This window comes from Ruegeria sp. CK1 (assembly GCF_056536545.1).
In genome coordinates this window covers 174,044-189,015 of record NZ_JBQFPX010000007.1, presented here as the reverse complement: position 1 = coordinate 189,015, position 14,972 = coordinate 174,044, and the positions used below count along the sequence as shown (strand labels likewise).

Sequence of the window (14,972 nt, the reverse complement as noted above, 5' to 3'; positions counted from 1 at the left end):
CTTCATACTCAAATTCCTTGTGTCATTCGGCCTGTGCAGCCGCAGTGAACATAACCCTGTTTGCGCACACTGATAAGCGCGCAAGCGACATAACCGCCTTCGGACTTTGCTGGTTGAGCATGTCCCAGATCGGCGGTAGCTCGTCCAGACTATTCTTGCGGAGAATACGGCCCATCCGGTTGATCTAAGGGTCATCCGTCAGACAGTGATCACGCTCTCATTCCGCCGCAGTATCTGAATTGGCGTCTAGATAACTCTGCATTCGCACGACGGGGTCACAACCATTATTTTTTCGTTTCGTTCAATTACATGTCTTTACACCGTTCTCAATTCGCAAGTGAGCAAAAGAACAGGGCCTAATCCAATTACACCCAACACCACAATCACAAGCGAAACAGCCGGCGACATAATCAATGCAAAAAGCCGCCAATAACACGCTTACTGAACACAGTGTAAAATCCCAACAGGGCTAGAGGACTTTTGGAACGAGCCGCGCAATGAGCCTTTGGGCCTCGGACAGCCCTGACCAATCATTGCTCATAAAACGTTCGATAACGGTGTCGCGCCTAATAGTTGGGCGCGAGCGAGGATGAAAAAATTGACTGAAAAGTAAAAAAATGCTGCCATCCCGCCACACAGGAGAGTGAAATGTTAAAAATCAAGTTTACCCGCAGGGTGCTGTTGGCGGCGGTCGCAGCTACATCGACCCTTTATTCAGCCGGTTTGGCGGCGGCCGAAACCGTCAAAGTGGCTGCAATTTATACCTTACCGGTGGAACAGCAATGGATCAGCCGTATTCACAAAGCCCTGAATACTGCGTCTGAACGCGGTGACATCGAGTATGTCTTTTCCGAAAACGTGGCCAATACTGACTATGAGCGTGTTATGCGCGAATACGCAGAACAAGGTGCGCAACTGATCGTCGGCGAGGTGTTCGGACTAGAACGTGCCGCGCGAAATGTCGCTAAGGATTATCCAGACACCGCGTTTTTGATGGGCTCGTCTTTTGGGCCAGTGGCGCCCAATTTTTCAGTCTTTGACAACTGGATTCACGAGCCTTCCTACCTCACTGGTATGGTTGCTGGTGCGGCGACTGAATCGAACGTCATCGGCATGGTTGGGGGATATGCTATCCCCGAGGTGAACCGCCTGATGAATGCGTTTATGGACGGTGCTCGAGAGGTGAACCCGGATGTTACCTTCCTCGTGACCTTTATTGACAGCTGGTACGATCCGCCAAAGGCTAAGGAAAGCGCCATCGCGATGATGGATGCTGGTGCAGACGTCATGTATGCGGAACGCTTTGGGGTTTCTGACGCTGCGGTCGAGCGTGGTGTGAAGGCCGTGGGCAACGTCATCGACACATCGGGCGATTACCCCGGCACGATCATGGCTTCGGCCTTGTGGCACATGGAACCAACGATCGACAAAGCCATCGCCAACGTTGCAAACGGTTCGTTTGAGGCTGCGGATTACGGCCAATTCAGCTTTATGGGTTACGGCGGCGGATCGATGGTTCTGGATGAGAACCTCGTTCCGGCCGAGGTTGTTGAGGCGGTCAACGCCCGTCAGGCCGAAATTCTGGATGGCCTGTTTCGGGTTAACGTGAACGACGACCGCCCGGTCTCGGATAACTGATTGCACCTGGGCCGGTGAAAACGCCGGCCCCTCTTTCAATGTCGGGTACCACAGTTCTTAAACTTAATGGGCTGAGCAAACGCTTTGGTCCGGTGATCGCCAATGACGATGTCAGTCTGACCCTGAAGAAGGGAGAAGTTCTGGCGTTGCTGGGTGAAAACGGCGCGGGCAAGACCACGCTGATGAATATGCTGTTTGGGCATTATTTGCCCGATACAGGATCAATTGAAGTCGCCGACGAGGCAGGTGTTTTGCACGCGTTGCCATTGGGTCATCCGCAAGTGGCGCTGGCCTCAGGCGTGGGCATGGTGCACCAACATTTCACGTTGGCCGAGAATATCTCGGCGCTTGATAATATTACCCTGGGGTCCGAACCCCTGTTTGCATTGCGTCGCAACCGCCGTGCCGCGCGACGCAAGCTCGAAGGCATCATGACCCAAAGTGGTCTGACCGCCCCATTAGATACACCGGTCGGACGGTTGTCGGTAGGGGAACGGCAACGGGTCGAAATCCTAAAGGCGCTCTATCGGGAGGCGCGGATACTGGTATTGGACGAACCCACTGCCGTTCTGACACCGCAAGAAGCAGACACACTGTTTGAAAACATTCGCATGATGACGGCCGGGGGACTTTCGGTCATTTTCATCAGTCACAAACTGCGCGAGGTTTTGGCCTTTTCCGATCGCATCGCGGTTTTGCGTCATGGACGAAAGGTTGGTGAGTTAGCGACCTCGGAAGCGAACGAGAAATCCATCGCACGGATGATGGTCGGGGCGGATACACCTGAGCTGGCAAGTGTCGCAATGACACCGGGCGCGCCAGTGTTGTCATTGTCGGGGGTGTCGGTCGTGGGCCGATCAAAGCGTGATACGCTTAGCAATGTAGACCTGACTGTTCACGCCCATGAAATCCTCGGGATAGCCGGGGTGTCTGGCAATGGGCAAAACGGTTTAGCCAATGTGATTTCGGGCTTAGTGCAACCAGAACAGGGTCTAATTAAGGTAGAAGGGATGGAAATCCACTCACCCAGCCCGTCGGCTATGATCAAGGCCGGCGTAGGCCGAATTCCCGAAGACCGCCACCGAGAAGGTATTGTCGGTGCGATGAGCGTGGCGGAAAACATGATCATCGAGCGTTTGGATGATCCAGCCGTGCAATCGCAAGGTCTCTTGCGACGTGACGCGATTCAAGACAATGCGGAACGTTTGACCAAAGCCTTTGATGTGCGTGGACCGGGCGTGGAGGCGTCAGCGCGCCTGTTGTCCGGTGGCAATATCCAGAAACTCATTCTCGCGCGCGTGTTCGACCGATCTCCTGGGTTGATCTTGGCCAACCAACCGACCCGTGGGCTGGATATGGGGGCCGCAGCCGAGGTTGGGCGGCGTCTGCTTGAAGCGCGCAAAAGGGGTGCGGGTGTTGTGTTGATCTCAGAAGACCTAGACGAAATTTTGGGCCTTGCAGATCGGATCTTCGTTATCCGCGATGGAGAGCTGCATGAGGCCCCAGACCGTGACCGCGAAAAGATCGGATTGATGATGGCTGGAGAACCCGCATGATCCGCATTGAACCACGCCAAACCCAATCTCGAACCTTTACGCTAGGTGTACCTATCCTGTCGGCCTTGATCGCTTTGGCCTTTGCTGCAATCCCATTGCTTGCCGCCGGGGCGAACCCAGTTCAGGCTTACGCTGAGATGTTTCGTGGCGTATTTGGTTCAGTTTTTGCCTTCTCCGAGGTGCTGACCCGCGCCACTCCTCTGATCTTCACCGGGTTGGCTGCTGCTTTGGCCTTCCGCGCCAAGCTGTGGAATATTGGGGCCGAGGGGCAGCTATATCTTGGGGCGATGGCTGCCGTGGCTATTGGATCAGGTGTTCTGGATGTCTCCGGGCTTTTGCTGTTACCGCTGATCGTCATATTGGGTGCGGCGGCAGGCGCGGCTGGTATGGTCGCCCCAACCTATCTGAAAACGCGGTTCGGTGCGGATGAGGTCGTGACTACTCTGCTGCTGAACTTCATCATTTTGATCTTTGTACAAATGATGCTTGAGGGGCCACTGCAAGACCCGATGAGCTTGGGCTGGCCACAATCCGCACCGGTATTGGAACAGGGTATGTTGCCCCCCTTGATTGATCGGATGCGGGTCCATTTCGGTTTAATTTTGGCTCTAATACTGGCCGGAATGGCTCAATTCATGATGGCTCGTTCTGTCTGGGGCTTTCGATTGCGGGCAGTGGGTGAGAACGCAGCGGCTGCGCGCCATGCAGGGATCAATGTGAACCGTTCGCTGTTTGGTGTGGCTATCCTGTCGGGTGGCTTGGCCGGTCTGGCCGGGGTCAGCGAGGTGGCTGGGCTGAAGGGTTACCTCACTACGGACCTGTCGCCCGGTTTTGGTTATACCGGCATCGTCGTGGCGATGTTGGCCGGCTTGTCGCCAATTGGTGTTGTGATCGCAGCACTGTTTATTGCCTCGGTCTTCGTGGGCGCGGACAGCATGAGCCGGGCAATGGGTGTTTCGTCCTTTTTGGCGGACCTTGTGGTTTCCGTTTCGCTGCTCTGCGTGCTGGTCGGTGGGTTCTTTGCCCGGTACCGGATCGTTCGCGCCGGCACTGCGAGGGCAGCGCCATGATGGATATTTTAAATATTTTGTTGTCCGAGAGCTTTTGGGCCGCGTCGCTGCGCATTGCCACGCCGTTGATCTTTGGGGTTCTCGGTGCGCTGATCTGCGAAAGAGCAGGTGTGCTTAACCTCGGGATCGAAGGGATATTCGTGGTTGGCGCCATGTGCGGCTGGATGGCGGTTTGGATGGGCGCAGGGCTGTGGGGCGGAGTGATGGTTGCTGCGCTGGCAGGGGCGTTCTTTGGACTATTGCACGCTATTTTGACAGTGCCTTTAGGGTTGTCACAGCATGTTTCGGGGCTGGGGATAACGCTGTTTGCCACCTCGGTAAGTTACTACACATATCGAACCGCACTTCCAAACGTGTCGTCTCCGCCTAGGATTGAACCATTTGAACCGCTGGATGTGCCAATCCTGTCTGATTTGCCCTTTTTAGGCTCTGTTTTGTTTCAGCAGACGGCCCTGACGTGGCTGGCGCTCTTGATGGTTGCGGTGGTTTGGTATGTGATGAATCGAACTGCGTTGGGCGTCGCTATTCAGGCGGTCGGAGACAATCCGGACAGCGTAGATGCACAGGGTTTGTCGGTTTACGGACTGCGGATCGGAGCCGTAGTTGCGGGATCTGCCTTAATGGCTCTTGGCGGAGCGTTCCTAACCATGAGCGCCTTTGATGCGTTCTTCTTCGGGATGGTCAACGGGCGCGGTTGGGTCTGTATCGCGCTGGTGATCTTTGCCAGTTGGCGACCGGGAAAGGCGTTGTTGGGCGCGCTGCTGTTCGGTGCCTTTGATGCCCTACAGGTGCGTCTGCAAACCGAGATTGGCGCGTTGGTGCCCGGCCAAGTATTCCTGATGGCGCCCTACATTCTGTCGATCATCGCGCTTGTGGTCGCAGCCAGGTCGGCGGATTATCCGCGCGCATTGCTCACCCCTTGGTTCAAAGGTCAACGATAGGAGCCACCATGTTCGATCTGATCGTCACGAATGCCACCTTGCCCGATGGTCAACCCGGCATGGATATCGCCTGTGCGGACGGCCAGATCGTCGCTGTCGAGACCGGGATCACCGCCGAAGCGGGCGAAGTGATCGATGCCGGGGGGCAATTGGTCTGTCCACCCTTTGTTGATCCGCATTTCCACATGGATGCCACCCTTTCACTTGGTACACCGCGGATGAATGTCTCAGGCACGCTGCTGGAAGGGATCGCGCTATGGGGAGAGTTGAAGCCGATTCAGACTGTGGATGACATCGTTGCTCGTGCCTTGCGGTACTGCGAACTGGCGGTGACCAAAGGGATCGGCGCAATCCGCAGCCACGTGGACACCTGTGATGATGAGTTGAAGGGTGTGCAGGCTCTGCTGGAGGTGCGCGAGCAGGTAAAGGATTATCTCGACCTGCAGTTGGTTGCTTTTCCCCAGGACGGTGTTCTGCGCGATCCCACTGCGATGCAGAATACGATCCGCGCGCTGGACATGGGTGTGGATGTGGTCGGAGGTATCCCGCATTTCGAGCGCACCATGGCTGATGGGGCCGAGTCTGTCCGCGTGTTGTGTGAAATCGCAGCCGAACGCGGGTTGATGGTCGATATGCATTGCGATGAAAGCGACGATCCACATAGTCGTCATATCGAGACTTTGGCCTATGAAACCCAACGTTTGGGTCTAAATGGGCGCGTTTCGGGATCGCATCTGACCTCTATGCATTCGATGGACAATTACTATGTGTCCAAGTTGATCCCGCTGATGGTTGAGGCTGGGGTGCATGCCATCCCGAACCCTTTAATCAACATCATGCTGCAAGGTCGCCACGACACCTATCCCAAACGCCGCGGCCAAACCCGAGTGCGCGAATTGCGTGATGCCGGGATTACGGTTGGGTTCGGCTCGGATTGTATGATGGACCCTTGGTATTCGCTGGGTAAGGCCGACATGCTGGACGTGGCTTTCATGGGTCTGCATGTGGGGCAACTATCCAGCCGGGCCGATATGGCTTGGTGTTTTGATGCGGTAACCGAGAATTCAGCAAGGATCATGGGGCTTGAGGGTTATGGCGTGGCCAAGGGCTGCGCGGCTAATTTCGTGCTGCTTCAGGCGACGGACCGGATCGAAGCGATCCGGCTGCGCGCTCATCGTCTGGCCGTGGTCCGCAAAGGGCGCGTAATCGCGCGATCAAACCCGATTTCAAGCGATCTGACTTTACCCAGTGGAAAAAAATCCTTGGACGAGTCGCGCGTACCGTTTGCCTGAAACCTGTGCATACTCGTCAACATGCCTGTGGGTGGTTCTGCTAAGACGAAACCTGCGAAGGCTTAAGCGCCGAGGTCTGATGCCCAAAGTTTGGGATTAAGAGCGGACATATTCAATTATTTAATTAATCATTGCAGACTCATGCGGGTCTGCCGTGCTAGGACTATCTCTGAAGTTGGGGGCTTCAGAGGGGCGACATGTCTCAGGACGTAAAGGACTGGCTAGGCGCACTGGGACTTTCCGAATACGCGCAAGCCTTTTTGGATAATAAAATTGATTTCGCTATTTTGCCCGATCTGACGGGCGAAGACCTAATCGAAATCGGAGTGGCTGCCGTAGGTGACCGCCGCAGGCTCCTGCGTGCGATAGCTGAACTGGATGTGGTCGAAGCCGTCCAACCCTATGAGCCAGAAGCGCCGTTGGAACCTGCAAAACGACAGGTCACGGTCATGTTCGCCGACCTTACCGGATTTACGAAGCTGACCAGCGAACTGGATGCCGAAGACATGCACGCGTTGCTGAACGCGTTCTTCGCCAAAGTGGATCACGTGATCGAGAAATTTGGTGGTCGGATCGACAAACATATCGGCGACGCTGTGATGGCGGTGTTCGGCGCGCCTATCTCTCATACTAATGATACCGAACGGGCAGCGCGGGCGGCGCTTGAAATCCACGCTGTTCTACCCAGCCTAAACCCACCTGTGTCCTGCCACATCGGCATTGCCTCGGGGCAGGTGATCGCCAGCACGACGGGCAGCCAGGCGCATACGGAATACACGGTGACGGGCGACGGCGTGAATCTGGCATCGCGTATCACCGATATGGCCGTTCCGGGTGAAACGCTGGTGTCACACGACATTCAACGTGCATTAGGGCCGCTTTTTGTCGGTGAGTCCGTGGGTGAGAAGGCGATAAAGGGGCTCAACGAACCGGTAGAGCTGTGGCGTCTGGACCGCATGGCGCGCAACATCCGATCGCGCCGGCACCGCTTTGTCGGGCGCGAGCGTGAGATGTCGCTGTTTTCCGCCACGTTCGACCGTTGTCAGCAACACGGAAAAGGAGAGGTCCATATCATTCTGGGTGAACCGGGCATTGGTAAAACGCACCTGTCCGAACAGGTGGCTGAGATGGCCGCTGGTCTGGGATACTCGATCCACAACGGTGTGGTCATGGATTTCGGCGCGCGCGAGGGTCATTCCGCCATTCAGTCAGTTGCTCGCAGCATTCTAGGATTGGAACCGATGGATGACGCCACCACCTGTGCCGAGATGGCGAAACAGGCGGTTAGAAAGGGGTGGGTCTCACCCTCAAACGCGGGACATTTGAATGCGCTGCTCGAGCTTGAGCAGGACCCCGGCCTGGCCGAAGTGTACGCAGTGATGGACAATGCGACTCGGCTGCGTGGACGCCGTCAGGTGATCGACGAGTTGATTGAGGCGCGCAGCCGCCAAGCACCAATGTTGATCCAGATTGAAGACATTCACTGGGCGGCACCCGAAATTCTAACCGCCTGCGCCCATATCGCCGCCACCACGCGGGACCTGCCTTGTGTGCTGCTGATGACTAGTCGAGTCGAGGGTGATCCTATCGACCGCGAATGGCAGATGAGTACAGATGGGGCATTGATTTCAAAGCTGGAACTGGCACCGATGGGTGACGATCAGGCGCGCAAACTTGTCGAGGAATTCACTGGAATAGACCCTGAATTATTGGATGCTTGCGTGCAACGCGCCGGAGGAAACCCGCTGTTTTTGGAACAGCTTTTGCGCAACATCGACGTGCTGAAGCGGGAGTCCGTTCCAGGCAGCATTCAGGGCATTGTGCAATCGCGGTTGGACGCGCTGGATCGATCCAGCCGGGCAGCGATACAGGCGGCTTCTGTTCTGGGGCAGCGGTTTGCGCCCGACGTGTTGAATTTCTTGCTTGGCGAAGGGCATCTGGATACCTCGACCCTGATCCGTTCGGCCTTGATCCGTGAAGCGGGGACCGACCTTATGTTTGCTCACGCGCTCATCCGAGACGGATCTTACGCCACATTGGTGAAATCCGAACGCGCACGGTTGCATCGGCAAGCAGCGAAGTGGTTCGAGGATCGCGACGCCACTCTGCGTGCGCAGCATCTGGATCGTGCAGGAGCGAGCAATGCTGCACAAGCTTATCTGGAAGCTGCCGAGAAACTCATTCAAGCCTATCAGTTTGACGAAGCCAGCCCCTTGATCGAGCGCGCGCTGGAGTTGCCTTCACCAGCCGGGGTACGCTTCGATTTACTTTGTGCCCGTGGTGAGACCCATCGATTGCAGGGATTGTCGAAAGACGCGCTGCGTGAGTTCAAAGAAGCTGCAGCACTTGCCGAAACGGATGAACAGATTAGCCGTGCGCATATCGGCTTGGCACAAGCGGCGCGGCAGGCCAGCCTATACAGTGACGCGCTCGAAAGCTTAGAGCAAGCCGAGCTCGCTGCGGAACGCAGCGGATCTGAACGCGATGTGGCGCAGATCAACTACGTGCGTGGGAATGTGTATTTCCCGCTAGGCCGGGTTGAGGATGCACTGCAAAGCAACGAAAAGGCTCTAACACTGGCCCGAAAGCTTAAGTCGGCGCGATTGGAGGTTGGGGCGCTGAGTGGGTTTGGCGATGCCAATTTCATGAATGCCACGATGCAAACGGCAGCTGGATTTTATATACAAGCGGCGGAACGCGCGCGGGAAAAGGGTTTGGTCCGCGATTTGGCGGCGAACCTGCACAACCTCAGCGTCGCACGCAGTTACACTGGTGATGTGGCGCAAGGGAAGCTGGACGCGCAAGAGGCCATCGAAGTCTCTCAGAAATACTTCGCCTTTGTTCCCGAGTGCGTCGCGCAGACTTGTCTGGGTGTAGCGCACACTTTTCTAGGCGAATTGGATCAGGCGTTGGAGACTTTTTCCCTTTCAGCAGACATCGCAAACCGGGTCGGGGCCAAACGGCTTGAGGCGCAGGCACTGGAGCATCTGGCCCGCACGCAGGTCTATGCAGGTCAACCGGATCAAGCCCTTGAAACTGGTCGGCGCGCTGTCGACATTGCGCTGGAACATGGCCGGAACTTTGTCGGGCCCAAAGCGTTGTCGGCCTTGGCCATGGCTGAAACAGATCCTAGCAAGCAGGATAGCCACCTGAAATTGGGCGCTCAGATCATTGCGGAAGGCTGCGTTGGGCATAGTCATCTGCATTTTTACCCCGATGCCTGTGCCGTCATGCTTACGCGACAAGAATGGGACAAGGCCGTTGAGTACGCTGATGCTTTGGCCAAGTTTACCACCGATGAACCCTTGCCCATGGTTGACCTGTCCATTCAGCACACCCGCGTCCTAGCTGCGTGTGGGGGGTGGGGTATTCCCATGACGGCGCATGAAGACTTTGAGGTGCTGGGCGCTCGGTTCGCGGAAATGGGCATCACGCAATCCCTGGTCGGACGGCTGGATCGCGTATGAAAGGACCGAAATGAGCATCGAAAAGAAGGTTTGGGTGATTTCCGGTGCTCTGACGTTTGGTCTGGCGGTCCTGCTGTTCAGGTTATTGGTCGCGCTGAATCACTTTGAGGGTGATCCGACACAACTGCCAGATCAAACCGCAGTTGACGAATACCTGCAAAAGCTGGGGAACGCGCCACCGTATCAGGTGAAGACCGGCATCTTTATCATATCCTTTACCTTCACTGGTGCCAGTGATGTGCATGTCAGCGGTTACATCTGGCAACATTACGAAGACGGAGTACACGACGCTATAAAACCGGAAGAGGGCGAGGTGGGGTTCGTTTTACCCGAAGCCGTCGACGCAGCAAACGGCGTGATCGAAGAAGTCTATCGAATGGATCAGGGCGGATCCGAACTGATCGGCTGGTATTTTGAACAAACGCTGCGCCAGAGTTTCAATTACACCAGCTATCCGTTCGATCACAAAACTGTCTGGGTCCGGTTCTGGCCGGGTGAATTTGACGTAGATGTGGCTCTAACACCTGACTTTAGCGCTTATCCAGCAACTGGTCCGGACGACATTTTCGGCATTAACCCCCGTATCGTCATGGGAGCTTGGGAGCGCGAAAATACCTATTTCGACTATCGATTGTCTGATCTGGATACGACACTGGGCATTGGGGATAATGAATTCCAAACCAACCTTCCAGAACTGCACTATAACTTCGTCATCAAGCGGAATTTCGGGAACGCCTTCATCATCCACATGATCCCTTTGATCGTGGTAACAATGCTGCTGTTTGGTGCGGTAATGACCGTCACCCGCCGCCCCAATCTGGTCGAGCGACACGACTTCAGCACATCCAGTGTTATCGGAACCTGTTCAGTCCTTTTTTTCGTGATCCTGCTGGCTCATGTGCAGTTACGCGAAGGTTTCGCCGGATCCCCGGTTATCTATATGGAGTCATTTTTTTTCCTGATGTATTTCCTGCTGTTGGCGGTTTCGATCAATACCTATCTCTTTGCGTCCGAAACGCTGCCGTCACTGCGTTTTATCCACTACAGGGACAATCTGATCCCAAAGGCCGCATTCTGGCCCTTTGTGCTGCTGTGTATGGTGGCGATCACGGCGTACAACCTCAGCCTGAAAGCTGATCCGAGCGATGCTGCCGTGATCGAGCTTCAGAATTAGGCGGGTGGTTGAAACCCGGGCTTAGGCGTACCTGTTGCCATATCTAATGTGTATTCGGCGACGATGCCGGACGTGCCTTGTTCCCATTGGTCCAGATACTTGGTGGGATGTGCGATAACGTAAGTGTACGCGGGCTTTTTCACGCCATTGATTAGGATATTAATTCGCTTGCGCACATACACATTTTCAGGTGAGCCAGGACCGTGATAGCCTTCGAGCTGATCCAGTTCCTTCAAGCCAGTGGACGAAACGCGATACACCTCGCCTTTTACGGGTTCGCCGCGGCCTTTCTGATCGACCAAGGTAGCCATACGATGCAAGAAGCCGCAATTTGGATTATCGCAATGCGGTTCATGCGGAACGATCAAAGGCATACGTTGACGCGTAACCGCCTCACCGACGAAATCATCCAGAACCTCGGAATGGGCATCGTGGTTCGGGAACCCTTTCTTCAAAGAGCCGTATGTGAAGTAAAGATAGGTCTTTTCGCGCTCGTCGATCAGCGCATCTTCGTCTTCTTCCTCAATTTCGGCCAAAGTGTGGGTGTTGGCCCAATCCTCAAGCATCGCTCGTATTTCTTTTGAAACCTTGATGTCCTTTGAGCTTTGCAGGAAGTGAATGCACGAGCTGGCGTCGATATCTTTGGCGCCCAACAGGGTTTTCACCATTTCGGCCGAGTTGTTCATCACCGCCACGTGTAGGCTGGTGAAGCCATGGTCATTGGTTGCGTTGACGTTGATACCTCGGTCGATCAGTGCTTGCGCGGCCTCAATATCAGGCTTGCCAAGGTCTTGGCCGTTCTCGTGAATTTCGCCTTCGCCACCCGCCGCGTAGTGCAGCAGGGTGTCGCCATCGCTGTCATCGACGATGTCGATTCCTGCCATGCCATTGTCTATGGCCTGGAACACCCGGCCCCACTGTGCAAACTCATCCGAAGCCGCGGCTTCCTGAGCCCATTTGCAGATGTTGTGTTCTTGATCAGCCAGTTCCTCAAAGGCTTCGTCCAGAACTTCCATGATCTGCTCCGGGGTCGCCATCATGCCGATTCCCATCATACCGTTGGACAGCCGCCCCTTGCGCGGGCCAACCAGATCAATCCCAAGATCACGCAGTTTCTCGACATTGTTTTGGGTGGTGACGTTGTTCCACATATTTGTGTTGCACGCCGGGCAGAGGATCACCGGTTTGTTTCGGTACTGCCACGCGACAAAAACGGACGTCAGCAGGTTGTCGGCAATTCCGTTGGCGATTTTGCCCATCGTGTTGCAGGTCACCGGGGCTACGATCACGCAATCGGCCCAGTCACACAGGGCCAGGTGCGAAGCGCGCAGGGGCATGCCGAACTCGATATAGCGGAAATTCCATTCGTCATCGTCTCGGTAATAGTCGTTGTGCGAGATACATTTTTCGATCCGTTCGGTACCGAAATCCCGAAAGAACTTTTCGGCTGACACCGAGGGTATCAGTTTCACGTTATGCCCGGCTGCCGTGATACGCTCGACCAGTTCCGGCACTTTGTCGGCTGCTGACGATCCGCAAGCACACAACAATACGTTGCGCTTTTCGGTTGGGGCATCAGTCAACCCGCCCTTGGGATAGCCAAAAATGTTCTTATCTAGGCTGGGGGATTCATGGCGCAGCAAGACCGGGAGCCCGGCCTTATGTATCCGTTCCTGCAAACGCCCTTTCAGGATCATATCGACGATGTCGTTTCTACGGCCTAGACATTCGCCCTGAAAGAACAGGTACGGGACTTTTTCCTTTCCGGTCAGCACATTCAGTTGTCGCCGCATCTTCATTACGTTGGCGCCGTGGCCTTCAACGTCGATCAGCCTGGCGCTGGTGATCCCGATATTCGCGAGGATACTGCGCAGCATGTAGGACCAAGGGTCTTCATCTGCATAAAACAGGACAATTTCGTTTTCCCGGACAAGTCGTGCGACATCGGTAGGGTCCTCGGGCGGCACCTGCTCCTCGATCACCAGCATGGCTGGTTTCTTGAGGTCGCGCAGGCCACGGAAGATATGCCCGCGCGGGGCTTGCCAGACCTGCGAGGTGGCAGGGCTCATGTCCACGACCGTTACCAGGTCGCTCTCTTCATCATAAGCGATGCAGAGGCACCAGAATTCTTCCAGTAGAGCAGTTTCGCGATAAACATTTTCTGGTGGGCGTATGACTTCAAATCCCAAAACACGATTGAAGTCGATGTTGATCATCAGATGGCGATCCTGTTTCACGTTCAGGCTGTGAAGCTGATCGCGGAACCACTCTTCGGGGGTTTTGTCTGCACTGACCTTGCTTTTTGCATAGCTGTGGAAGGTGCTGCCCAGATGCACGTCCGAGGATTGGCTGAGATAGCGCTGTGCAAGCGAATGCATTTGTTTGGCAGTGGACACCCGACTCAGCGCGTCCGTCAGATCGGTTTGAGTTGCGATCAGCAATTTGTCTTCGTCCACTTGTGCATCGCCGAGAATCGCAAGGCTTTCAGCCAAAACGCCAAGAGAATTCATGTTTGGGCTGGCGCGACGAAACAGGTTGCGCCGTTTCTTGGGGTCTTTGGCTAGGTAAAGCGTGCTGTCGACATAGTTGCAGTCCTGCTGCAGCGTCTGCAGGTTGGTTTTAACGGCCTCGCGCGCCGAGAACCGCAGGATTCCCCGCGACCGCATCGAAGTTCCATCGCGGTCCGACATCCCGGCCCAAATGCGATCAATCGTGGTGACCCACAGTTTGCCATATTTCTCGGGGTGCACGTCCATCATATGCACCAGCCCGGTGCTGGGATTGCACTTGGCAATAATGGCAAAATGCCCACCCGGCATATTCGGCTTGCCATGGGCGACGCCGACCTGAAAATTTGCCACCAGAATATCGTTATCACCGCCCAGACGATTGGACTCGTCGATCGCCTCAAGCAACAATTCGACCGAGGTCGTGGCCTCATCCATGAAATAGGCTTGAACCTGCACTTTGTCTCGCAGGCCCTGTGTATGGATGAACGTGCAGGCCACGTCATACAGCTCGCCCAGTGAAATGCCATCATTCACTACAAATGAAGTCGGTAGGGCACATTCACGAAAGATATCGTTGACCTCACAGCTGAACCCCAGCGCCGACATGCTAAGTGCCGCCGCCGTGACGCTGCAGCAGTTGATTGGCTGCTGAAAGTTCTGCAGATGCACACTAACCAGATCGCCGAACAAAGTTGCATAGCACCCCTCGCGAATCTTGGCAGGGATTTCGAACCATTGATTGCTGGACAGGTAGGCCAGCTTCGTACCAGGGGTGGCCAGCGCTTCGAGGCTGACGGGAATGTCGAAGATCTCAAGGTGTTCTTCGTAAAAATAGTCGCCGGTATCAGCCGTTGTCAGAACTGTCCCATCTTGACGCAATTGCACGACGCCGCTCAGGACCACATACATGCCTTTCGACGGTAGAATGGTGTTTTCGAGCACCTCGAAACATTCGAAATGCGGTTGGATATTTGATGGGTCATCTGCTGGCAGGATATCGTGTATCAGTGCCCAGTCGGTCTTGGTTGGCTCAATAGAAATAGTATTTTCAATCGGGTCTTTAGGCACGTCTGGTTCCCCCCTGAACTTCGCGTGAATATGATCGAAGAACCAACGCTGTATTGTGTCGCAGGCATCAGGCAATTTCCGGTCAAACAAAATTCCAAGACCGGCCCGACGGGGCATTATGCGCTGGCCGGGCCGTACAACCGCAAGAATTAGTGCGGACAAATTGGCCCAATTGATCACACCGTATCTCATTTAGGTGAAAAAATCACCGACGGTGTTGAATTGATTGAACGAGTTGTCGCGACTGCGCAGTCAA

General features: G+C 55.2%; 8 protein-coding genes. 7 read left to right on the top strand and 1 reads right to left on the bottom strand.

What is annotated here, in order from left to right; translation table 11 throughout:
* Positions 1 to 648 precede the first annotated feature (648 nt).
* The 7 genes from ACR0L3_RS16545 to ACR0L3_RS16515 all read left to right on the top strand — a co-directional run bounded on the left by ACR0L3_RS16545 (position 649) and on the right by ACR0L3_RS16515 (position 11,138).
* Positions 649 to 1,638 carry a BMP family protein gene (locus tag ACR0L3_RS16545; RefSeq protein ID WP_480746864.1) on the top strand — a complete coding sequence of 330 codons (990 nt, stop codon included), beginning with the start codon at positions 649 to 651 and terminating at the stop codon, positions 1,636 to 1,638.
* Positions 1,639 to 1,676: 38 nt separating this feature from the next.
* Positions 1,677 to 3,194: an ABC transporter ATP-binding protein gene (locus ACR0L3_RS16540; protein WP_480746863.1), complete on the top strand. Its 1,518-nt coding sequence runs from the start codon at positions 1,677 to 1,679 to the stop codon at positions 3,192 to 3,194.
* Complete coding sequence (locus ACR0L3_RS16535) at positions 3,194 to 4,264, top strand: ABC transporter permease (protein WP_480746871.1); 1,071 nt, start codon at positions 3,194 to 3,196, stop codon at positions 4,262 to 4,264. Before ACR0L3_RS16540 ends, ACR0L3_RS16535 begins: the two co-directional genes overlap by 1 nt.
* The gene (locus ACR0L3_RS16530; RefSeq protein WP_480746870.1) at positions 4,264 to 5,205 is read left to right on the top strand and encodes an ABC transporter permease; all 942 of its coding nucleotides are present in this window, start codon (positions 4,264 to 4,266) and stop codon (positions 5,203 to 5,205) included. Before ACR0L3_RS16535 ends, ACR0L3_RS16530 begins: the two co-directional genes overlap by 1 nt.
* Positions 5,206 to 5,213: 8 nt before the next feature.
* Positions 5,214 to 6,497 (top strand): amidohydrolase family protein, encoded by a 1,284-nt coding sequence (locus tag ACR0L3_RS16525; protein ID WP_480746862.1) that lies wholly within the window; start codon positions 5,214 to 5,216, stop codon positions 6,495 to 6,497.
* A 197-nt stretch (positions 6,498 to 6,694) separates the two neighbouring features.
* Positions 6,695 to 9,964 (top strand): adenylate/guanylate cyclase domain-containing protein, encoded by a 3,270-nt coding sequence (locus ACR0L3_RS16520; protein ID WP_480746861.1) that lies wholly within the window; start codon positions 6,695 to 6,697, stop codon positions 9,962 to 9,964.
* A gap of 10 nt (positions 9,965 to 9,974) precedes the next feature.
* Positions 9,975 to 11,138: a hypothetical protein gene (locus tag ACR0L3_RS16515; RefSeq protein ID WP_480746860.1), complete on the top strand. Its 1,164-nt coding sequence runs from the start codon at positions 9,975 to 9,977 to the stop codon at positions 11,136 to 11,138.
* Here ACR0L3_RS16515 and ACR0L3_RS16510 read toward each other — a convergent pair.
* Positions 11,135 to 14,716 carry a flavoprotein gene (locus ACR0L3_RS16510; protein ID WP_480746859.1) on the bottom strand — a complete coding sequence of 1,194 codons (3,582 nt, stop codon included), beginning with the start codon at positions 14,714 to 14,716 and terminating at the stop codon, positions 11,135 to 11,137. The genes ACR0L3_RS16515 and ACR0L3_RS16510 overlap by 4 nt on opposite strands.
* Positions 14,717 to 14,972 lie beyond the last annotated feature (256 nt).

Coding starts and splice junctions, on each gene's coding strand:
- ACR0L3_RS16545 (WP_480746864.1), top strand. CDS start 649: ATGTTAAAAATCAAGTTTACCCGCAGGGTGCTGTTGGCGGCGGTCGCA.
- ACR0L3_RS16540 (WP_480746863.1), top strand. CDS start 1,677: ATGTCGGGTACCACAGTTCTTAAACTTAATGGGCTGAGCAAACGCTTT.
- ACR0L3_RS16530 (WP_480746870.1), top strand. CDS start 4,264: ATGGATATTTTAAATATTTTGTTGTCCGAGAGCTTTTGGGCCGCGTCG.
- ACR0L3_RS16525 (WP_480746862.1), top strand. CDS start 5,214: ATGTTCGATCTGATCGTCACGAATGCCACCTTGCCCGATGGTCAACCC.
- ACR0L3_RS16520 (WP_480746861.1), top strand. CDS start 6,695: ATGTCTCAGGACGTAAAGGACTGGCTAGGCGCACTGGGACTTTCCGAA.
- ACR0L3_RS16515 (WP_480746860.1), top strand. CDS start 9,975: ATGAGCATCGAAAAGAAGGTTTGGGTGATTTCCGGTGCTCTGACGTTT.